Raw genomic sequence first — 22,175 nt, forward strand, 5'->3', positions numbered from 1 at the left:
GTGAGTAATTCCGCAACTTGCTTTTTGGCTTCCGTTTCGGGATTGTCCAATTTTCGGATTTTAAAAGATTGTTGGTTAATTGGTTGAATTTGATGCTTTCTAGAAAGCCCGAGTATTACTTGCAACGCTCTTGAGTATGATTAGTTGCGCGTCTCAAGCAGTAAATTTAGCAAATAAAAACGAACTAGCGAATCCACGAGGATTTTCGGAAGAAGAACAAGCCAAGCAATTAATTATACGCGATGTTGTGAAAAGTGGCCTGGAATTATTGTGTTTTGTTGTTGCTTTCCCTGAGATAGTGGGATTGAGTGAGTTCCGCCGTTCCCAAAATCCGCGAACTACTTGATTCCGTTCGAGTGGGAAATTCCGTGTGAGTGAGTAATTCCGCAACACGATTTTATTCAGAGTGGATTTGAACAATTCAAGATTCCGCCAACTTTTCTGATTTTGTAATTCCGTTTTTCATTTATGATACTGGTTTAGAAATCGAATAAAATTCCGCGACCGCAAAAAAGAATGCTTTTTTGAATTCCGATTGTCTATTTATGAGTGAATTCCGCCATTTTTTACAACGTTTTTGTATATGGTTTGTTGCGTATTTTAAGCACTTAATTTAGTAAATAATTACCAACCAAGAAAGTCCGCGAGGACTTTCGTAAGTAAGCTAGAATTAGCAATAAATTATATACGGTGTTACCATACGTTTTTTTATTCCGTTTTATTTAATTCAGATGTTTTCACAACAATTGTATTTCCCCAAATATCTCCTAATCGTTGATTTTTATCTGTATTTTTTATTGTTATAATTCCGATTAGTCCAAAAAAGAACATATCGATTGGGTCAAGTAAATGTCTTTTAAAAGATTCTCCAAAAGTCAGTTTTCGGTTTGTTCCGTTTTTCGGAATCGCTTTTAGTCCGACTAATGAATTTCCGATTGTTGCTCCGAAACCAATTTCAAGTCCAACAGTCATAATCAGCCAAAAAATAATTGGTATTAATCCAGGCAAACCATTTAAAGAATATCCACCTTCATCATTCGGTTCTCCAAATGTGAAAATTAAAAAGAAAGTTACTCCGTAAATTATTATATAATCTACTAATCCAGCAACAAATCGATTTCCAATATTCGGTTCAGTTTTTATTTGTAAAGTTTGTCTTGATTCGTTCATTTAATAATCTGTTGCAATTATAAGATTTGGTTTTTCTCCAACTTCTATTTTTCTGTAGTTTACAAAAGCTCCACATTCCAAGATTGCATTAAACAATTCAGGAACATTTTCTTTTAAGTATTTTCCGTTTTCAATTTGTAAAATGGTCGGTTCATCAGATAGTTCATCAATGCAGTCAATCCAAGCATCCATATTTTCTCCATAATAATCTGGAAAGTGCATTTCTTTTTTAAATTCAGCGTGAAATGTCTTCCAATTTTTTAATCTTTTTCCTTTAATTATGAATGTTTGCATTTCGTTCTTAAATGTATGGTAACGCTCTTGAGTATGATTAGTTGCGTGTCTCAAGCAGTAAATTTAGCAAATAAAAACGAACTAGAGAATCCGCGAGGGTTTTCGGAAAAAAAACAGGCCAAGCAATTAATTATACGCGATGTTGTAAAATGTAGTTTCGTGAATTTCAGACTTTAGATAAAATACTCATTTGAGTTGTGCGCTCGAGTAAGCAAATCTGCGAACTGCTTAAGTTCCGCATTGTGCATAATTCTGCATCTGGCTAAATTCCGCATCTTGAGAAATTCCGCAAACTTTATAGGATCCGTTATTTATTCCGCAAACTTGTTTTAGAAAATCCCTCGTTAATAGACTGTTTTTGAAATAACATCCGATTTTAAATTCCGCAAACTTGCTCAAATTTCCGCAACAGTTGGTTTTCTGGAATAGTTCAGATCAGACAGTTTTCAGAGTCTGGATTTTCGGATCTGAGTAAATTCTGCTATATTTTACAACGTTGATGTATATGAGCTGTGGCGTTTTTTAGCACGAACCTCTCCAAATATAAACTATCTTTGAGAAATCCATAAATTTTCCAAATGAACACAGACCAAGCCATAGCTTATATACGGTGTTGGCATTTCGTTTTTATTATTCAGTTTCTATTATCCAATCATTAAATTCAGTTTGTCCAATTCCTTTTGCGGAATGATTATAATTATCAATAAAGATAAATCCATTCGTTTTTGCACCTTTAAATCTCGTTGCTTCAAAGGATACATTTTGCATAAGTGCATTAGTCAGATTAGCATTCCGAAAGTCAGAAGTTTTGATATTACTTTTTATAAACTTTGTATTCGTCAAATCTGAATTTCTGAAATCCGCTGAAATAAAACAGTTTTTAAAGGTTATTCCTGATAGTTTCTGATTTCTCAAATCCATATTTTCCAAGTCAATTTCTTCGAATACTACTTTTCCAGATTGTATTTGTTGTAAAAATTCCGTTTTTGATAATTGATAATCGAATGAGTCAGATTCGTTGTCTTTAATTCCGTTTAGCGTTTCATCAATTAATTCAACAAGTTCATTATGTGCATCAACAAAGTCTTTTCTAATTCCGTTAAATTTTAATTCATCCCATAGATGCTTCTCTTTCAAAGCAGGCAAACCGTCAAAACCATTCAAGTAGAAAAGAGCAATCGGTTTTAGTTGAGTAATTCCGTTTGAGTATTCAGAGTATATCTTTTGTAAAAGAAAAATATGGTCAACTTTTTCAGAAGACGGTTTTTCCTTTAATTTAGTTAGTATTTCGATTGTTTCTCGGTTCATCTTTAATGAATGCCAACGGTTATGTGTATGGACCGTTGCGTGTCTCACACACGAACCAATCCAAATATAGACAAACTTTTGCGCATTCCCATAATATTCCAAAAAAAGCACAGACCCAGCAATGGTCTATACACGGTGTTAGCACACGGTTTATTCTTTCCTTCGCTATTATTTTTTAACTACAGAATAAAGTCCTACATAATTTTATTTAGAAATCCAGGTTAAAAATTTCCTCTTAAATTCCGCTGTTATTTTTCGCAATGAGTTTTAAAATAAACTTTTTTCAGATTTGGTAGGGAAGGGCAAAGTTTCGGTTTCGCACTTAAAAAACCAAAAAAAATTCGGTTTCTTTTCGCGGTTTTTTCCGTTAGATTTGATTTCCGCGTATATCTAAAATAAAATTTTGCCCAAACTTTGGTCAAGCACAGGTTTTTCAAGTGATGCGACTTATTATTGGAAGGCCAAGAAATAAAATTGTTCACACGAGTGATAATTCCGCTGTTTTGGTTTTTCCGTATCTATTTCAATTTCGGTGTGGTTTTTCAGTTTCTGCTCTTAAAAATCAGAAGATTTTGTTGTTTATCTGTGTTTTCTGGAGCAGACAACTGTGTGCTAACGTTGATGTGTATGGACCGTTGCGTGTCTCACACACGAACCAATCCAAATATAGACAAACTTTTGGGCATTCCCATAATATTCCAAAAAAAGCACAGACCCAGCAATGGTCTATACACGGTGTTAGCACACGGTTTATTCTTTCCTTCGCTATTATTTTTTTCACGACAGAATAAAGTCCGACATAATTTTGTTTAAAAATCCAGATTAATTATTTCCTTTTAAATTCCGTTGCCATTATTCGCAATGAGTTTTAAAATAATTTTTTCAGATTGTAGGGAAGGGCAAAGTTTCGGTTTCGCACTTAAAAAACCAAAAAAAAAATTCGGTTCCTTTTCGCAGTTTTTTGCCGTTAGATTTGATTTCCGAGTATATTTAAAATAAAATTTTGCCCAAACTTTGGTCAAGCACAGGTTTATCAAGTTATGCGACTTATTATTGGAAGGCCATGAAATAAAATTGTTCACACGAGTGATAATTCCGCTGTTTTGTTTTTTTTTCCGTATCTATTTCAATTTCGGTGTGGTTTTTCAGTTTCAGCTCTTAAAAATCAGAAGATTTTGTTGTTTATCTGTGTTTTCTGGAGCAGACAACTGTGTGCTAACTGGTTATATGTCAACAAATATATGTGTTTAATTGTAAATTTCACGGGATAAACCAATGTTTGACTAGTATTATAAAACACCTGAACCATCATATACTGCATTTTATTCGAGATAAAAGGCATGTATTAATTTTAAGAGGTAAATATAAACGGAATGGGAGAAAGAATAAACGGTGCTTTTTGTCAACCAAATTGTCAACCAAAAAAATAACCCATCAACCATCATGTGGTTAGTGGGTTGAATGCAGTGAGGAAGGGATTAGCTCCGCTGTTCCCATGTGGGAATCTTGAGCAAGCATAGACATCCCGAAACACGACGAAGGGTCGTGTTGGATTCTTTTTTTGAAAAAACACCTTCAAACCTTTGGTTTGGGAGTTTTTTCAAAACAAAAATCCCGCAACTTTTCAAGTTGCGGGATGCCCTTTCGCAGAGAGGAAGGGATTCGAACCCTCGAAACGTTGCCGTTTACACGCTTTCCAGGCGTGCGCCTTCGACCGCTCGGCCACCTCTCTATTTTGAGTTGGCAAAAGTACAATTACCAACAGACTTAAAAAATTTTAAGGCTGCTTTTTTACGATGTACTCTCAAATAAACTAATAGTGTTAGCTAAAGTGCTTGATCTGTGCTCACACTAAAAGCCTTCCAAGGTTTAAGCTTCTTTAAAATACTTCTTGATTAGTACACTCTGTTTTGGTTCTTGATTCTTATTTCTTGCTTCTTTATCGTTAAATGATATAAGCGCAAATAACTAAAGATCCACGTAAACCAAGCATTTAGTCGCTTTATATCCTAAATATCAGCTCATTTCACCACGCAAGGAGGTCTCAAAAATGGTCTTGAATGAGTTCATCGAGACTTCCTCGCCAAGCATGAACATCAATTTGGTCAAAGCAGCTTCTGTAGTAATGTCTTTTCCCGATGTGAGCCCAATGGCCCTTAATTGTGTACTGGTCTCATACTGGCCCATGGCGACGCTTCCACCAGAACATTGGGTCACATTGATTATGGGTATGCCTTTTTTAATGGTGGCTTTCAATAAATCAATAAACCAATCTTCCGTAGTGGTATTTCCCGCACCATAGGTCTCCAAGACAATGCCTTTAATGGCTTCGCAAGCAAACATGCCCTTGAGAATGTTTTCAGAAATACCCGGAAACATCTTGACCAATAAAATGGAAGTCTCAAATTTTTTATGCACGACCATTTTTTTTCTTGTATTCGGCACAAAAAGCGCGTCATTGTTGACTTTGAGATGCACTCCTGATTCTGCCAAATGGGTGTAATTCAACGACTCAAAAGCCTCAAAATGCTCGGCATTGATCTTGGTGGTTCTATTGCCTCTAAACAATTTGTATTCAAAATACAGTCCCACTTCACGAATTACCGGTCGCCCGTAAGTTTGTAAGCTGGCCATTTGTATGGAGGTGATCAAATTCTCCTTGGCATCGGTTCTCAAATCCCCTATGGGCAATTGCGAGCCTGTAAAAATGATGGGCTTGGTCAAATTCTCGAACATAAAGCTTAAGGCAGATGCCGAATAACTCATGGTATCACTACCATGCAACACCACAAACCCATCAAAATCATCATAATTGCTTTCAATGAGCTCTGCAATCATGACCCAATATTCGGGCCTCATGTTACTGGAGTCGATAGGCTGTTCAAAAGAAACGGTCTCAATCTCGCAAGCCAAAAGTCGCAACTCGGGAATGCGTTTCAACAAATTCTTAAAGTCAAAACTCTTGAGCGCAGCGGTCTTGGAATCTTTGATCATCCCGATGGTGCCTCCTGTATAAATCAATAAAATATTGGGTTGTCTTACTGCCATGTCAAATCTTGAATATCGCCTTGGAATTTTCGGTCGTGATTTCTGCTATTTTTTCTTCTGAAACTGAATAGATTTCAGCTAATTTCTCCAAAACCTTAACGATATACGCACTTTCGTTTCGTTTTCCGCGGAAGGGTTTTGGTGCCAAATACGGTGAATCGGTTTCCAAAACAATGTGTTTGAGATCAATCTGGTTTAGAAATTGATCGATCTTTCCGTTTTTAAAAGTGGCCACACCCCCAATCCCCAATGTCATATTATAAGAAATCGCTTGCCGCGCCTGTTCTAAAGTGCCTGTGAAGCAATGAAAAATTCCGAAGAGCTTTTCATCCTTTTCATCTGCCAAAATCTCGAAAATTTCGTCGAAGGCTTCCCTGCAATGAATCACAATGGGCAAGCCATGCTGCTTTGCCAATTGAATTTGACGCCTGAAGGCCTTCTGCTGCATCGCCAATGTGGTTTTATCCCAATACAAATCAATGCCTATTTCGCCAATGGCATAATACTGATGATTCGCCAATTGCTCCTCTACATGCTGCAATTCGGCTTCATAATTCTCCTTCACATGCGTAGGATGCAGCCCTGCCATCAAAAAAACTTGATCTGGGTGGTCCAATTGCAATTGTAACATTGCTGGAGTGTAGGAAGAATCGATTGCAGGAATAAAAAAGCGCTTGACATTTTGTGCCTGGGCGCGGGCAATCATTTCAGCCCTGTCTTCATCAAAAGCCTCACTGTAAAGATGGGTATGCGTATCTGTAATTGTCATGCTACAAACTTAATGGAATTAGAACAGTATATTTGCACAAATTTAAGGCTAATGGACACAACTTTGAAAAATTTCCTGCTTGATAAAGGGTACACCAAGGTAAAATTGCAACTCACAAAAACCAACCATTTTGAAGTCAAGGCCATCATCAATGGGGTTAAGGGCTTGTTCATTTTAGACACTGGTGCTTCAAATTCATGCGTTGGTTTTGAGGCGATAAAAACCTTTAAGCTCGTTGCAGAGGATTCTGAAATCAAGGCTGCCGGAGCTGGCGCGAGTGATATGTTGACCCAGATGTCTAACAAGAATGAGATCAAGATTGGCAAATGGAAAAACAAAAAGGTAGCCTTGGTGCTGTTCAATCTTAGCCACGTCAATGAGGCCTTGATCAACCACGACGCCCAACCAGTAGATGGGATCATTGGCGCAGACATTCTCAAAAAATCAAAGGCCATTATAGATTACGATAAAAAACAGCTCTACCTCAAATTATAAATTTTATCGCAGTAACCAATTGGAAACTGCGTATCTTTATAGACATAATCCCTTATAATCCCTCATAATTTAATAGAAATATGCCAGATTCTATTATCATTGCCGATGATCACCCGCTTATCCTTAAGGGCTTATCTGATTTTCTTCTTGAAAAAAAATACAACGTGCTCGCGAGTGCCAAAAACGGACGGGAAGCCTACACGCTCATAAAGGCGCATACTCCAGAAATTGCCATCCTAGACATTCAAATGCCTTTTTTAACTGGCTTGCAGGTGGCAAAAAAATGCAAGGAAGATGGCATTGAAACTCGAATCATCATCATCACTTTTGAAAAAAGCAAGGACGTGTATGACCAAGCCAAATCTTTAGGCATTTACGGTTACATCCTGAAGGAATTTGCCATTGAGGAACTTGAACATTGCATCTCCGACGTGATGGAAGAGCGCTCTTATTTTAGCCCTGAATTGCTAAAACACCTCGAAATCAAAGAAACCCCAAATATACTTAAGACACTAACCGTTACCGAATTGAAGGTCTTGCATTTGGTTGCAAAAAACAATACTGCAAAAGAGATTGGGCTAAACCTTTTTATTTCAGACAGAACTGTCGAAAAACACAAAAGCAACATTAGGGAAAAACTGAAACTGTCCTCCAATGCCCAAAGCATAGCCATATTTGCAAAAGAACATGAATCATTTTTAGCAGAATATACGTAGAACTACGTATTGGTTCCCACGGCATAATAGTGCATCTTTATATTACTATTAATTCTTTAGGGAGAATTAAATTTATCTAAAACCTGAATTGTCATTGATTCAGGTTTTTTTTATGCCTAGCTGCGAATATACGTAGTTCTACGTATTGTTTGAGCTCCTATTATTACCCATCTTTGTAATGCTATTAATCAATTGCCTTTTTTATAAAGGATCAAAAATAGGCTCTGTGTTTTTTAAACCAGAGCTTTTTTAGTGCTATAAAAGCGCTAATCCATCAAAATCTACGTAGTTCTACGTATTGTTTCACCTCCTTATTTTTGCGAATTTTACAGTGGAACTAAACCTGTAATTTTTACCGCTTATGTTCTATTAATTTGGGGAATACAAATCCTGGAGGTTGCCTAACTCACTTCCAGGATTTTGTTAAAAACAAAATCACTCACTCATTTAACACCTATAAATATGGAAACCATGAAAGACAAACAAAGCTTCACAAATAAAATATTTATTGTGGGCTTAATCTTGAGCGCCGTTTTAATCATAACCGTTAATGTCATTGTCAATTTTTTTTAAGACATAAATATATCATCTAGTTAGTTTTAGTTATTTATTTGCACCGTAAAAGGCACAAACTTCAATTTGGGATTGTGCCTTTTCCAATTATATAATTGGTGCTTAGCTCAAACAACTTTTACATGAACACTGCAGCATCAAACATAAGTTGTCGTGTATAAAAAAATCTTGACACCCCGAGTGACAAGAAAAAAACATTCTAATTGATAGTTTACAGTAAACTATTGACGAACTTAGTTCTTCTTAAAAAACAACTGTCGATTCTTCAAAAAAAAGATAGGTACTATAATTAAAAAAGCGCAATCCAAATCAATTTGGATTGCGCTTCTCTTTATTCAGATAAACAATGCTGCTACATTTCTAAGGCACGTTTAACGTCACCATCCATCAACAAGGCTTCTGGGCTCTCAAGTGCTTCCTTAATGGCAACTAAGAAGCCTACACTTTCTTTACCGTCAATAATCCTGTGATCATAAGATAAGGCCACAAACATGATTGGTCTAATTTCCACATGGCCATCAATGGCAACAGGACGTTCCACAATATTGTGCATTCCTAAAATGGCACTTTGTGGTGGGTTGATGATTGGGGTGGAAAGCATACTGCCAAACACGCCACCATTGGAGATGGTAAAGGTACCGCCAGTCATTTCATCAACAGTGATCTTACCGTCACGTGCTCTAATTGCCAAGCGCTTCACTTCTTCCTCTACACCTCTAAAGCCCAAATTTTCTGCATTGCGCATCACAGGTACCATCAAGCCTTTTGGCCCAGAAACCGCGATACTTATATCACAAAAGTCATAGCTAATCATTTCTTTACCATCAATCATGGAGTTCACTGTAGGATACATTTCCAGTGCGCGAACAACTGCTAAAGTAAAGAAACTCATAAAGCCAAGACTAACGCCATGTTTGGATTTGAAATCCTCTTTATATTGTTTACGCAACTCGAAGATAGGTTTCATATCCACCTCATTGAAAGTGGTCAACATTGCGGTGGTGTTTTTAGCTTCCACCAATCGTTCTGCCACTTTACGACGTAACATTGACATTTTACTGCGTGATTCGCCACGTTTGCCACCGGTTGGTGTTCCCATGGAATGCTTAGCATTTACGGCATCATCCTTAGTAACACGACCATCTTTTCCAGTTCCCTTTACGGAAGTCGCCTGCATGTCTTTCTCAGCCAAAATTTTCTTGGCCGCCGGACTTGCCACGCCAGCACTTTTTTGACTATCTGAAGAAGCTTCCTTTTTTTCTGAATCTTCTTTTTTAGGTTTATCAGATGAGCTTTCCTTTTTTTCTGCGGAAGCATCGCTGCTTTTCTCCTCTTTTTTGGAAGCCTCTTCTTCCGATTTATCGGAAGCCTTCTTATCAGAACTTCCGCCCGGTTTTTTACCTTCTGTATCAATAAGGCATACCACTGCCCCAACCTCAACAGCATCACCAACTTCCGCTTTAAGCGTAATGATTCCGCTGGCTTCGGCCGGCAACTCTAAAGTAGCCTTATCACTATCAACCTCAGCAACCGCTTGGTCTTTTTCAACATAATCGCCATCTGAGACTAACCAATCTGCTATCTCTACTTCTGTGATGGATTCTCCTGGCGAAGGAACTTTCATTTCTAAAATCATGGGTCTTATTGTTTTATGTCTTACTTATCCCTGCGAACGCAGGACTCTTTTTATTTTGTTCTATAATTTCTCACAAGTTATGGCTACTTAATTGTTTTTATAACCAATTGGCTTGCGTTGTTTTTGTTCTGTTTCTACTTTATCTTTTTGCACTAAAAAATTGAGGGCTTCAGCAACATCATTGAGAGCGTTAGAACACCTTGCTCGGTAAAAGCGAAAGGCTTCTACTTACTGTGTTCTCCTCTTCCCAGATTCTTTAAGGTCACAATTTATGATCTTAAAGAACTGCACTCATCATTCGTAAGTTCAATCATAAAGTCTTTTGGAAAGCGATCGCTGTTCCGTCTTACGGCCTGCTTTAAGACTCTTGTTTCAATTTGTGACCATAGAGAATCCTTCAGCAATTGGCTTAAATTCTCTGATTATCCTTCTCCTTATCAAACACAAAATCAATCACTTGTTGATGGCGTTTTTTAGAACGGACTGAACTTCCCGCTGCTGGCGCTCCATAAGGACGTCTGGATGCTACCCTAAAGGTTTTCGCTTCGTCCAAATGCATCAGTAAATAACTGTAAGCCCCCATATTTCTTGGCTCTTCCTGCGCCCAAACCACTTCTTCCGCTTTATTGTATTTCTTGATCATCTCCTTAATCTGCTTCTCTGGTAATGGGAACAACTGTTCTACTCTTACCAAAGCCACATCCTTACGCTTCAACTCTTCTCTTGCTTCATATAAATCATAATAGAATTTCCCAGTCACGAATATCAAAGACTTGACTTCCTTAACTTTCACATTCGCATCATCAATGACCATTTGAAAACTGCCGTTGGCAAATTCATCTACTGTGGATACTACCATTGAATGACGCAACAAACTCTTCGGCGTAAAAACAATCAATGGTTTTCTAAAATTGCCTTTCATCTGTTTACGCAATAAGTGGTACATGTTTGCTGGCGTGGTACAATCCATTACAAACATATTATCCTTCGCACACATTTGCAAATAACGCTCCATACGCGCCGAGGAGTGCTCTGCACCTTGACCCTCATAACCGTGAGGCAACAACATGACCAGACCGTTTTGCAGTTTCCACTTATCTTCAGCTGCAGAAATATATTGGTCCATCATAATTTGTGCACCATTGCTGAAATCGCCAAACTGGGCTTCCCAAATGGTCAAGGTTTTCGGACTTGCCATGGCATAACCATAATCAAAACCAACCACTCCGTATTCTGATAACAACGAGTTGTAAATGAAGAAGCGTCCTTGCTTATCACTAATCTCATTCAATAGCACAATCTCCTCCTCACTATCTTCCACTTTTATGACTGCGTGACGGTGAGAAAAAGTACCACGCTCTATATCTTGACCAGACATTCTCACATCGTATCCTTCTTCCAAGAGCGTCCCATAAGCCAAATGCTCGGCCATAGACCAATCCAGTTTATCTTCATCAAACATGGTTTGTCTGGATTGTACCAAACGTTCTATTTTTTTGATAAATTTCTTGTCTTCAGGCAAATTGCTTATCACTTTGGCAATCTTTTCGAGACCTTCCTTGGAGTAGGTGGTGTCGATTTTCGTAATCATTTGGTCTTCTGTAACATTGTTATAGTTCTCCCACTCACCTTGCATGAACGGGGTAATGACCGTCTTATCTATTTTTCTGGAATCCTCAAGATTTTCCTCGAGTTTGTCTTTATATTCCTTTTCTAATTTATCAACATGATCCTCATCAATAACCTTTTCAGAAATGAGCTGTTCTGCATAGATATCTCTTGGGTTTTTGTGATTTGAAATAGCCCTATACAACTTTGGTTGGGTAAAGCGTGGTTCATCCCCTTCATTATGACCATATTTTCTATAGCCCAATAAATCAATAAACACGTCACGTTTAAATTTCATTCTAAAATGAAGCGCAAACAGCATAGCATGTACCACAGCTTCTGCGTCGTCTGCATTAACGTGCAATACCGGCGATAAGGTCACTTTAGCCACATCGGTACAATAGGTACTTGATCTTCCATCTAGGTAATTTGTGGTAAACCCAATTTGGTTATTGACCACAATATGTATGGTGCCGTTGGTTTTATAGCCCTCCAGATTAGACATTTGAATGATCTCATATACAATGCCTTGACCCGCTATGGCTGCATCACCATGAACAATGATTGGCAAGACTTTTGAAGGATCATCGGCATATTTATCATCCTGTTTGGCTCTTGTAATACCTTCAACCACAGCGCCAACAGCTTCTAAATGCGATGGATTGGGAGCGATATTAAGGTTGATTTCATGGCCAGCTTGCGTTTTACGGTTACTGGTCCAACCCAAGTGGTATTTGACGTCGCCATCAAAAATTTTCTGTTCGTAGTCTTTTCCGTCAAATTCACTGAAAATATCCTTGGCCGATTTACCGAAGATATTGGTAAGCGTGCTCAAGCGCCCACGATGCGCCATGCCCATCACAAATTCTTTGACTCCATGATTGGCAGCGTTTTCAATAAGCGAGTCCAATGCTGGGATCAAGGTTTCATTACCTTCCAATGAAAAACGTTTTTGACCTACGTATTTGGTATGTAAGAAGCTTTCAAAAGCGACGGCTTCATTTAATTTTTTTAGAATGTGTTTTTTTTCGTCGGAAGAAAAATCGGGCTGAAAATCATTAACGTTGAGTTTTTTCTGAATCCACTCAATCTCATCAGGGTTTCGAATGTACATGTACTCAACGCCAATCGCATCGCAATAGATGCTTTTGAGGTGCCTGATGATTTCTTTTAAACTTTGTTTCCCAATGCCCAAAATATCGCCAGCACTAAACTCTGTTTCCAAATCAGATTCTGACAAACCAAAATTTTGAATATCCAAGGTTGGCGAATATTGGCGCCGCTCCCTTACCGGATTGGTTCTGGTAAAAAGGTGCCCTCTATTTCTGTAGCCATTGATCAATTTAAGCACCTGAAATTCCTTGGTAATGCCTTCTGAAACATCGTCACAGGAAAAAGCTTCTGTAGGTATGTCTTCAACCATCTCAGAGCCACTTTCGCTACCAAAGTCGAAACCTTGGAAAAAAGCCCTCCAACTTGGCTCAACAGAGTCTGGGTTTTTTAAATATTGATCGTATAATTCGGCGAAATATGCTGTATGTGCTGCGTTTAAAAAAGAGTATTTATCCATTATAGGGTGTAAGTCATTTGGCTTCAACAAAATTTAACCAAAAATACAACTTTTACCTATATTAGAGGCAGTTTTGGTATATTTATAGACCTTTTTAACTCAAATTTTGAATTATGGAATTTTTAAGACTGCCTGCCATATTGAAATTAAGTACCGTCTCTGTCTTTCTGCTCTTATCCCATTTCATTGGCGCCCAAGACTTGCGTCAAAACACTGATTTTTGGAGTCATGTGCGATTTGGTGGAGGCGTTGGGCTTAATTTTGGCGACGGGTTTTTTAGTGGCACTTTGGCACCAAGTGCCATTTATGATTATAACAGGCAATTTTCAATGGGCATAGGACTCAACGCGACTTACAGCAGCCAAAAAAACGTATTCAACGCCACCGTTTTGGGCGGAAGCTTGATTGGCCTGTTCAACCCCATTGATGAAATCCAGGTTTCTGCAGAATTTGAACAACTCAACGTGAGCCAGAATTTTGACGACCCCGTTTTTAGAGATGACAATTATTGGTATCCAGCCTTATTTATGGGCGTTGGCTATCGTTCAAGAAACGTGACCATAGGTGTGCGTTACGATTTGCTTTATGACGATAACAAAAGTATATATGCAAACGCCTGGGCGCCATTTATGCGCTTCTTTTTTTAAGACACCAATCACTGCGCATTGAAAAGAAGTATTTGCAAATCTATTCGTGATCATTAGTAAGCGCCGTGGCTTTAACTCGAGTGCTTATTCCTTAGCCAGACTTTTTGCCATTCGCGCTGCAAAATCAAGAAACTCACTTGTTCTGATAATTTCACAGGATCACTCCCATCCAAGCTTCTGATCTTTTCTTCGGAAACATCTATGATGTAAAGCAGGTTGAGATAATCGGCAAATTTAGAGGCAATCAATTTATATACGGTTTCGTGAAGCATGAATTTTAAACTCGACGGAAGGATGTCCAGCTCAAAATCGAGATCGATATTCGCCAATAAAAAATCCTTGTTGATTTGGACAATGAGTTTGTGGTAGAGTGCTAATTCTTCCGCCTGTTCAATAAGCTCGTTAAAATGCGCTGGTACCATCATTACACGTCCCTTTTCATCAAACCCTTGCCAAAGGTCTTCAAAGCCGCCTTCCCTTGCTCAGAAATTTCGATACCCTCCAACACCGCAAAGGCTTTTTCGGTATAACGTGAAATCTCTTGACTTGTAGCTTCCGCAGCCGCACTTGAGACAAATAACTGCTTTACGGCTTCTATTTTATCTGAAGGGTCTGATGGGTTGATCCCATAAAGATGCTCCAATTGCCGCCTATCTGAAACATTCGAGAACTCCAGCGCCTTCAAGTATAAAATGGTTTTTTTATTTTCAATGATATCTCCACCAACCTGCTTGCCAAAAGTTTCTGGGTCGCCAAAAGCATCGAGATAATCATCTTGAAGCTGAAACGCGATGCCCAAGTTTTTTCCGAAATCGTAAATCGCTTTTTGGCATGCTTCCGAAGCATTAGCCACAATGGCACCCATTTGCATGGCTGCACCAACCAAGACTGCAGTTTTGTACTCAATCATTTTGAGATATTCTGCAATGGTCACATCGTCGCGGGTTTCAAAATCCACATCGTATTGTTGGCCTTCACAGACTTCTAAAGCTGTTTTGCTAAAAAGTTTCGCCAAATCCCTAAACGTTTTTGGCTCGTAATTCTCAAACAATTGGTAGGCCATGATAAGCATGGCATCACCAGACAAAATCGCGGTATTGACGTCCCATTTTGTATGTACCGTTTCTTGGCCTCTTCGCAGTGGCGCAGCGTCCATGATATCATCATGCACCAACGAGAAATTGTGAAAGACCTCCACACTCAAGGCTGCATCCATGGCTTTTTTATAATCACCACCAAGAATCTCGGTGGTCATGAGTGTTAAAATGGGTCTGAGCCGCTTTCCGCCCAATTGCAGGATGTATTGAATGGGCTCATACAGCGCTTTGGGCTCCTTGGGCTCCACAAAATCACTGAGGTAAGTCACGAAGGCATCGTGGTAGGATTCTATTGTTTGCATGCTGCAAAAATAACAGATTGTTTTGAATTGTTACATCATTTAATGAAAGCGATTTCAAGTTTTAAACAGCAGCACCGCCGTTCCCCTTTCACAGCATCAAAAAAATCATAAAACTTAGGAAACTTTTATTGTTTTTAAAGTTTCCTGTTGTACTTTTGCGCGCTCAAGAAGCTATATAAGTTTGAAGGCCTTTCAAAAATGCGAGACACCATTATTCATAAGAGTGCAGAATTGTTTATAAACTTCGGCTTCAAGAGCGTCACCATGGACGATATTGCGAACCAGCTAGGCATTTCAAAGAAGACGATTTACCAGCATTTTGCCAACAAGACCAAGTTAATCGAGGCTACAACCAATTTCATGTTCGATACCATTTCTTGCGGCATCGACGAGATTAGGGAACTCGATAAAAACCCGATTGCTGAAATCTACGAAATCAAGCAGTTTGTGATGGAACATTTAAAGAATGAAAAATCCTCACCTCAATACCAATTGCAAAAATACTATCCGAAAATTTTCTCAAGCCTGAAGCTGAAACAGTTTGAAATCATGCAAGACTGCGTGACCCATAATTTGCATCGCGGTGTTGCCCTTGGATTATATAGAGAGCATATCAATATTCAGTTTATTTCCAGGATTTATTTCAATTGCATGATCGCCTTAAAAGACCAAGAACTATTTCCCTTAAAGGATTTTTCAATGAGCAGCCTTATGGACAATTACCTAGATTACCATTTGCGGGGCATATGCACCATCAAAGGTCTTGAATTACTCAATACAAACACATCACAACCAACCAACAATACCCCTTTATGATAAAAAAAGTGATCCTCCTCGCGATATGCATCGCTTGCCAATACAGCCATGCCCAAGAAGCACCAACTCGCCTGTCTTTGCAAGAGGCTATTGATTTTGCGCTGGAAAATAATCGTACCGTTGTCAACGCCGCACGTGATATTGATGCAGCCAAAGCCCAAAAGTGGGAAACCACTGCAAGCGGTCTCCCACAAATTAGCGCTACAGCAGATTATCAAAACTTTTTAAAACAGCAAGTACAAGTGATTCCTGCCGAGTTTTTTGGTGGTGCGCCTGGTGAGTTTGCCGAAGTGATCTTTGGCACCAAACAAAGTGCCTCTGCCTTTGCGACCCTAAACCAAAAGATCTTTGATGGCTCTTACATTGTTGCATTACAATCGGCCAAGGTGTTTTTGCAAATCTCCAAAAATGCTAAGACCAAGACCGATTTACAGGTGCGCCAATCGGTTATTGATGCCTATGGAAATGTGTTGCTTGCTGAAGAAAGCATCGCCATTTTAAACCGAAACATCACAGTCTTGGAGAAAAACCTCTATGAGACCAACAAGATTTTTGAAAACGGATTGGAAGAAGAGGAAAGCGTAGAACAGTTGAAAATCACACTTTCTGGCGTTGAGAGCAGTTTGAACAACACCGAACGTTTGAAAAAAATCGCCTATCAAATGCTCAACATCAATTTAGGCCTAGATGTTTATAACCCCTTGCTGCTAACCGACACCTTAGAACTGCTTACAGAACAGAATCGATCGCTTTCACTTTTAGAAACCGATGAAAATCCAGAGAATACCGTCGATTACCTAATTGCCGAAAATGACACCGAAGCCAAGGCGCTCATGTTGAAACTTGAAAAAAGTAAGGCTTTGCCTTCGCTAGATGTGTTTATCAACGGTGGTTATACCGGTTTTAATAACGATTTCAATTTCTTCAACAAAGAGCAGCAATGGTTTGGATCCTCCTTATTTGGACTAAACCTCAGCGTTCCCCTTTTTAGTTCAGGGATGCGAAATTCGGCAACCCAACGCGCTCAAATCAATCTCGAAAAAGCCAAGACCGATTTGGAAGAAACCGAACAACGTATAAAGCTGCAAATCGCTTCTGCCAAAAGTGATTATCAATTTGCTTTGGAAGACTATGAAAATAAAAAGGAAAACCTTGCCCTAGCCCAGCGCATCGAAGAAAAGAACCAAACCAAATTTTTTGAGGGCATTGGTTCCAGCTTTGAATTGAGACAAGCGCAAACCCAATTGTATGGCGCACAGCAAGAATTATTGCAAGCCATGTTAGATGTAATCAATTCTAAAACAGCCTTAGAAACTGCCTTAAATTCAGTGATTCTAAATTAATCAACTTACAAAACCAACTTATAATGAAACATATATATCAACTTTTTATTCTTGCGTTTATCTTGGTCTCTTGTTCGGGAGGCGGTAAAAATTCTGTAGAAAATGTCATGGAGAACGGCAATATTGAGACCGTTAGAGAAAAGAGAGCCGAGCTTGTAAATCAACAACAGGCCATAAACGACAAAATCCTACTATTGGATGAGCGCATTGCCACCCTGGATACCGTAAAACACATCCCATTGATCACTACTTTCACTGCCACTCCTGAGGTTTTTAACCATGTGGTAGAACTTCAAGGCAACGTGACCACTAAGGCTCTTTTGACCATCACACCCGAGTACAACGGTATTCTAACCAATGTGTACGTCAAGGAAGGCCAAAAAGTAAGTAAGGGACAAATTCTTGGGAAAATAGACGACGGCGGGTTGAGCCAACAATTGGCTCAGTTAAAAATACAGTCTGAGTTGGCAAAAACCACCTACCAACGCCAAAAACGACTTTGGGATCAGAATATTGGTAGTGAGATTCAGTTTTTACAAGCTAAATCCACTTACGAGTCCCAGCAGGAAGCAGTGAACCAACTCAATCAACAAATTTCAAAAACCACTGTAAAAGCACCCTTCAACGGCACCATAGACGATGTGATCACTGAGCAAGGAAGTGTGGTTGCTGCAGGGCAAACCCCGTTGATGCGTATTGTAAACCTTGATGACATGTATATTGAGACCGAAGTGCCAGAACGCTATGTCGGTAATGTGGTTGAAGGCAAGGACGTCACCGTAGATCTCCCAGTATTGGGCAAAACACTAGAGACTAAAGTGCGTCAAGCATCGAGTTTTATCAATCCGGCCAATAGAACTTTCAAAGTAGAAGTTGCTGTGCCAAATAAAGACCAAAGCATAAAACCCAATTTGACTGCACGACTCAAAATCAACGATTACACCAATGAGGCGGCTTTATTGATTCCGCAAAGTGTGATTTCTGAAAATGCTGACGGCGAGCAATACGTCTATATTGTGACTGGCAAGAATTCTGAAGGCATTGGAACCGTAAAACGTATGATTGTTGAAACAGGAAAAGTACAAGGCGATGTGATCGAGATCCTAAAAGGACTTGATGCAGGCGCAGAAATCATCAAGGAAGGCGCAAGAAGCGTTAGAGCAGGCCAATTGGTAGAGGTAATCAACTTTAAAAACCAACAGGATGAAAATTAAGAAGAAAAAAAATACCGAAAAGGAATTTGCTTGGGCATCGTGGGCCATCAATAATAAAACCACGATGTATGTGCTTATCGCCATGTTTTTTTATTTGGGTATAACGGCTTTCTTCAGCATGCCAAGAGAGAACTTTCCTGAGGTTAATGAGACCAAGATCTATGTGAGCTCCATTTATCCTGGAAACACGGCGGAAGACATTGAAAAATTAATTACCGATCCCTTAGAGGATAAACTCAAAACGGTGAGCAATGTGGTTGAAATCACCTCAACATCCCAAGAAGATTTCTCTATGTTGGTTGTTGAATTTGACGAGCACGTTAGTGTAGAGCAAGCCAAACAAAAAGTCAAGGACGAAATAGACTCTGAAACTTCCGGCGAAGATTGGCCAACCTTTAACGATGCAAAAGTGGAGCCCGATGTGTTTGAGTTGAGCCTATCTGAAGAGATGCCCATTTTAAACATCAATATTTCTGGCGATTACACGGTTGAAAAACTGAAGGACTACGCCGAATATCTACAAGATGAAATTGAAGATTTGCAAGAAATAAAAAAGGCAGATATTCGTGGCGCCCAAGAAAAAGAGGTCGAAATTGCTGTAGACATCTTTAAAATGATGGCAGCCAAAGTGACGTTCAATGATATCATTAGCGCCATAAATAATGGTAATGTGACCATGTCTGCAGGAAATCTAGTGGCCAGTGGCCAGCGACGTACCATTAGAATTTTGGGAGAGATCGATTCACCTTCAGAACTGGAAAATTTTGTCGTCAAAGCTGAAAACGCAAACCCCATTTACCTAAAAGATGTGGCCTCTGTGTCGTTTCAAGAGGAAGACAAAACCACTTTTGCACGAAAATCTGGCAAACCAGTGGTCATGTTGGATGTCAAAAAACGTGCTGGCAAAAATATGGTCGCTGCGGCCGAACAAATACAGGATATTGTAAGCGATGCTGTGGCCAACGAGTTTCCGCCAGACCTGGAAGTTTCCATAACCAATGACAAATCCTCTGTTACCATTGGTCAAGTAGACGACTTGGTCAATAACATCATTTTTGGGGTTATTCTTGTGGTTACGGTTTTAATGTTCTTTTTAGGCTTTAAAAACGCCCTTTTTGTGGGTTTCGCCATCCCAATGTCTATGTTTATGTCGCTTATGGTTTTGAATCTCATTGGCTATAGCTTGAACACCATGGTGCTATTTGGACTTATTATGGGGCTAGGTATGCTGGTGGATAACGGGATTGTTGTGGTTGAAAACGTGTATCGTCTCATGGAAGACGAAGGCATGAGCAGGATTGAAGCTGCCAAAAAAGGGATTGGAGAGATCGCTTTTCCCATCATCATTTCCACAGCGACTACGGTTGCTGCGTTTATTCCGTTAGGTCTTTGGCCTGGGATCATGGGAGAGTTCATGAAGATTTTACCCATCACGCTATCCATTGTTTTAGGCTCCTCACTGTTTGTGGCTATATTCTTCAATTCGGTGCTGGTGTCGCGCTACATGACCATTGAAGATAAAGACATGCCATTATCACAAATCATAAAGATCACAAGTATTGTGGCAGTTATTGGACTACTCATTCTCCTTTTTGGAGGCGCCTATCGCGGTTTGGGAACCATCATGATCTTTACAGCGATCATGTTATGGGCTTATCGTTTTTTCATTCGAAACTGGGCCAATAACTTTCAAAATAAATCTTTGGTCAAATTGGAGAATTGGTACGAAGTGCGATTGAGAAATGCGCTGTCTAAAAAGCGTCCCTACATATTAAGTATTGGCACATTTTTACTGTTGATTGCAGCCTTCGTGGCCTTTGGGATTTCATTGAACGCACAACGCACAAAAGTGGAGTTTTTCCCAGACAACAAGCCCAATCAAATCATTGTTTATATCGAATACCCTCAAGGCACCGATATCAATAAAACCAACGCCATAACCAAGCAAATAGAAAGTCGCGTGTACGATGTGATCAACCAGGATCAATACATGGATGGGGATCGCAATTTCATGGTAGAAAGTGCAGTTTCCCAAGTTGGGGAAGGCGCAGGTAACCCACGCAACGATGCCGGATCTGCCGCCGAAATGCCACACAAGGCAAAAATCACAGCGTCCATGCGGGAATACAAGTACCGTCGTGGCGAGGACAGCGAGCTTTTGAGACAAAAAGTACAACAAGCTCTGGCAGGCATTTATCCAGGGGTGTTGATCTCGGTTGAAAAAGATGCCAATGGCCCTCCTGCAGGTTCGCCCATCAACATTGAATTGGATGGCAATAACTACAATGACCTCATTGCCACTGCAGAGCAAATGCGAGAGTTCATCAACTCCAGAAATATTGCAGGAATAGACGAATTGAAAATTGATGTCAATAAAGACAAACCTACCATGCAAGTGGAAGTGGATCGTGAAAAGGCCGGGGAGTTGGGCATTAGCGCCTCTCAAGTTGGGCAACAATTACGTAATTCCATATTTGGTGCGAAAGCAGGGATTTATAAGGAAGCCGGTGATGATTATGACATTTATGTACGTTTTAACGAGGCCAATAGATACAATACCAGCGCCTTGTTTAACCAAAACATCACGTTTAGGGACAATACAGGAGTCATTAAAGAAGTCCCATTATCTGCAGTTGCCAAGCAAAAAAACAATTCAGGTTTTAGCGCCATCAAGCACAAAGCCACGAAACGTGTGGTTACTGTTTATTCCGCATTGGCACCTGGATTTACGGATGCTGGCGCGATTGTAACGCAGATTCAAAATGAGATGAAAAGCTTTAAAGGCTTGTCGGAAGAAATCCATATTGATTATACTGGACAAATTGAGGAGCAAAACAAGCAAATGACCTTCTTGATGGGCGCGTTTTTTATTGGTCTGGGTTTGATTTTCTTTATTTTGATTTTCCAGTTCAATTCCATTTCAAAACCAGCCATCATTATGATCGCTATCTTTTTGAGTTTTATTGGCGTCTTTGGTGGCATTGTGATTTCTGGTTCTGCATTTGTGATCATGATGACCATGGTGGGTATCATTTCGCTCGCAGGGATTGTGGTTAACAATGGGGTGGTGCTTTTAGATTATGCCCAATTATTGATAGACCGAAGAAAGAACGAGCTCAATATGGAGGAGGAAGAATTTTTGGAAACCGAAGACCTTTTTGAAAGTATCGTCAAAGCAGGAAAAGCGCGTTTGAGACCCGTGCTGTTAACAGCCATTACCACCATTCTAGGTTTGATTCCCTTGGCAATTGGTTTAAACATCAACTTCTTTACCTTGTTCGCCGATTTTGATCCTAACATTTACATGGGTGGCGACAATGTTGTGTTTTGGGGACCATTGGCCTGGACGGTCATCTACGGACTCTTGGTGGCCACCTTCCTTACCTTGATCGTTGTACCTATTTTGTTCTTTTTAAGTGTGAAACTTAAAATGTGGGGACGTTTGAAATTCACCTCAACCCCATTGAGACATTCTGAAGAGAGCGAGATTGATGAGATTGGGGCAAGACAAGTAGCGTTAGACAAATAACTTTTCTAGTATATTGGTTTGAGAAAAAAATCTGAAGTCT

Annotated in this window: 17 protein-coding genes and 1 tRNA gene; 7 read left to right on the forward strand and 11 right to left on the reverse strand. The window is 39.5% G+C overall.

The window, feature by feature from the left end; genetic code table 11:
• Window positions 1–708: 708 nt before the first annotated feature.
• The 6 genes from ESY88_RS16115 to ESY88_RS16140 all read right to left on the reverse strand — a co-directional run bounded on the left by ESY88_RS16115 (window position 709) and on the right by ESY88_RS16140 (window position 6,589).
• Complete coding sequence (locus tag ESY88_RS16115) at window positions 709–1,170, reverse strand: RDD family protein (RefSeq protein WP_147088352.1); 462 nt, start codon at window positions 1,168–1,170, stop codon at window positions 709–711.
• On the reverse strand, window positions 1,171–1,518 hold the full coding sequence (locus ESY88_RS16120; protein WP_189702627.1) for a barstar family protein: 348 nt from the start codon (window positions 1,516–1,518) through the stop codon (window positions 1,171–1,173).
• Window positions 1,519–2,094: 576 nt separating this feature from the next.
• A complete protein-coding gene (locus ESY88_RS16125; RefSeq protein ID WP_147089875.1) occupies window positions 2,095–2,772 on the reverse strand; it encodes a pentapeptide repeat-containing protein in 678 nt (225 codons plus the stop codon).
• 1,647 nt (window positions 2,773–4,419) lie between these two features.
• Window positions 4,420–4,504, reverse strand: a tRNA-Ser gene (locus ESY88_RS16130).
• A 284-nt stretch (window positions 4,505–4,788) separates the two neighbouring features.
• Window positions 4,789–5,820: an asparaginase gene (locus tag ESY88_RS16135; RefSeq protein WP_147088350.1), complete on the reverse strand. Its 1,032-nt coding sequence runs from the start codon at window positions 5,818–5,820 to the stop codon at window positions 4,789–4,791.
• A gap of 1 nt (window position 5,821) precedes the next feature.
• Window positions 5,822–6,589 carry a TatD family hydrolase gene (locus ESY88_RS16140; protein ID WP_147088349.1) on the reverse strand — a complete coding sequence of 256 codons (768 nt, stop codon included), beginning with the start codon at window positions 6,587–6,589 and terminating at the stop codon, window positions 5,822–5,824.
• 51 nt (window positions 6,590–6,640) lie between these two features.
• Between ESY88_RS16140 and ESY88_RS16145 the strand changes: the two genes are divergently transcribed.
• Window positions 6,641–7,084 carry a retropepsin-like aspartic protease gene (locus ESY88_RS16145; RefSeq protein ID WP_147088348.1) on the forward strand — a complete coding sequence of 148 codons (444 nt, stop codon included), beginning with the start codon at window positions 6,641–6,643 and terminating at the stop codon, window positions 7,082–7,084.
• 80 nt (window positions 7,085–7,164) lie between these two features.
• Window positions 7,165–7,800: a response regulator transcription factor gene (locus ESY88_RS16150; RefSeq protein ID WP_147088347.1), complete on the forward strand. Its 636-nt coding sequence runs from the start codon at window positions 7,165–7,167 to the stop codon at window positions 7,798–7,800.
• A gap of 925 nt (window positions 7,801–8,725) precedes the next feature.
• Here the strand turns inward: ESY88_RS16150 and odhB are convergent.
• The 3 genes from odhB to ESY88_RS16165 form a co-directional block, all read right to left on the reverse strand.
• Window positions 8,726–10,009, reverse strand: a complete 1,284-nt coding sequence (odhB, locus tag ESY88_RS16155; protein ID WP_147088346.1) for a 2-oxoglutarate dehydrogenase complex dihydrolipoyllysine-residue succinyltransferase — start codon at window positions 10,007–10,009, stop codon at window positions 8,726–8,728.
• 269 nt (window positions 10,010–10,278) lie between these two features.
• Window positions 10,279–10,413, reverse strand: coding sequence for an ORF6N domain-containing protein (locus ESY88_RS16160; protein ID WP_223270861.1), 135 nt, complete (start codon window positions 10,411–10,413; stop codon window positions 10,279–10,281).
• Between the two features lie 5 nt (window positions 10,414–10,418).
• Entirely contained in the window at window positions 10,419–13,187 is a 2,769-nt protein-coding gene (locus ESY88_RS16165; protein WP_147088345.1) for a 2-oxoglutarate dehydrogenase E1 component, read from the reverse strand.
• Between the two features lie 113 nt (window positions 13,188–13,300).
• Between ESY88_RS16165 and ESY88_RS16170 the strand changes: the two genes are divergently transcribed.
• Window positions 13,301–13,834, forward strand: a complete 534-nt coding sequence (locus ESY88_RS16170; RefSeq protein ID WP_147088344.1) for an alpha-ketoglutarate decarboxylase — start codon at window positions 13,301–13,303, stop codon at window positions 13,832–13,834.
• A 71-nt stretch (window positions 13,835–13,905) separates the two neighbouring features.
• Here the strand turns inward: ESY88_RS16170 and ESY88_RS16175 are convergent, their stop codons facing one another.
• Together ESY88_RS16175 and ESY88_RS16180 are read right to left on the reverse strand one after the other, a co-directional pair.
• On the reverse strand, window positions 13,906–14,259 hold the full coding sequence (locus ESY88_RS16175; RefSeq protein ID WP_147088343.1) for a hypothetical protein: 354 nt from the start codon (window positions 14,257–14,259) through the stop codon (window positions 13,906–13,908).
• Window positions 14,259–15,233, reverse strand: coding sequence for a polyprenyl synthetase family protein (locus ESY88_RS16180; RefSeq protein ID WP_147088342.1), 975 nt, complete (start codon window positions 15,231–15,233; stop codon window positions 14,259–14,261). Before ESY88_RS16180 ends, ESY88_RS16175 begins: the two co-directional genes overlap by 1 nt.
• Window positions 15,234–15,431: 198 nt before the next feature.
• Between ESY88_RS16180 and ESY88_RS16185 the strand changes: the two genes are divergently transcribed.
• From ESY88_RS16185 to ESY88_RS16200, 4 genes are read left to right on the forward strand one after another with little or no spacing between them, the layout of a single operon-like run.
• Entirely contained in the window at window positions 15,432–16,049 is a 618-nt protein-coding gene (locus ESY88_RS16185; RefSeq protein ID WP_147088341.1) for a TetR/AcrR family transcriptional regulator, read from the forward strand.
• Window positions 16,046–17,392 (forward strand): TolC family protein, encoded by a 1,347-nt coding sequence (locus ESY88_RS16190; RefSeq protein WP_147088340.1) that lies wholly within the window; start codon window positions 16,046–16,048, stop codon window positions 17,390–17,392. The genes ESY88_RS16185 and ESY88_RS16190 overlap by 4 nt, the downstream gene beginning before the upstream one ends.
• Before the next feature lie 23 nt (window positions 17,393–17,415).
• Complete coding sequence (locus tag ESY88_RS16195) at window positions 17,416–18,606, forward strand: efflux RND transporter periplasmic adaptor subunit (protein WP_147088339.1); 1,191 nt, start codon at window positions 17,416–17,418, stop codon at window positions 18,604–18,606.
• Window positions 18,596–22,135: an efflux RND transporter permease subunit gene (locus ESY88_RS16200; protein WP_189702628.1), complete on the forward strand. Its 3,540-nt coding sequence runs from the start codon at window positions 18,596–18,598 to the stop codon at window positions 22,133–22,135. The genes ESY88_RS16195 and ESY88_RS16200 overlap by 11 nt, the downstream gene beginning before the upstream one ends.
• Window positions 22,136–22,175 lie beyond the last annotated feature (40 nt).

This window comes from Subsaximicrobium wynnwilliamsii (assembly GCF_007997225.1).
GTDB classification, from domain to species: Bacteria; Bacteroidota; Bacteroidia; order Flavobacteriales; family Flavobacteriaceae; genus Psychroserpens; species Psychroserpens wynnwilliamsii.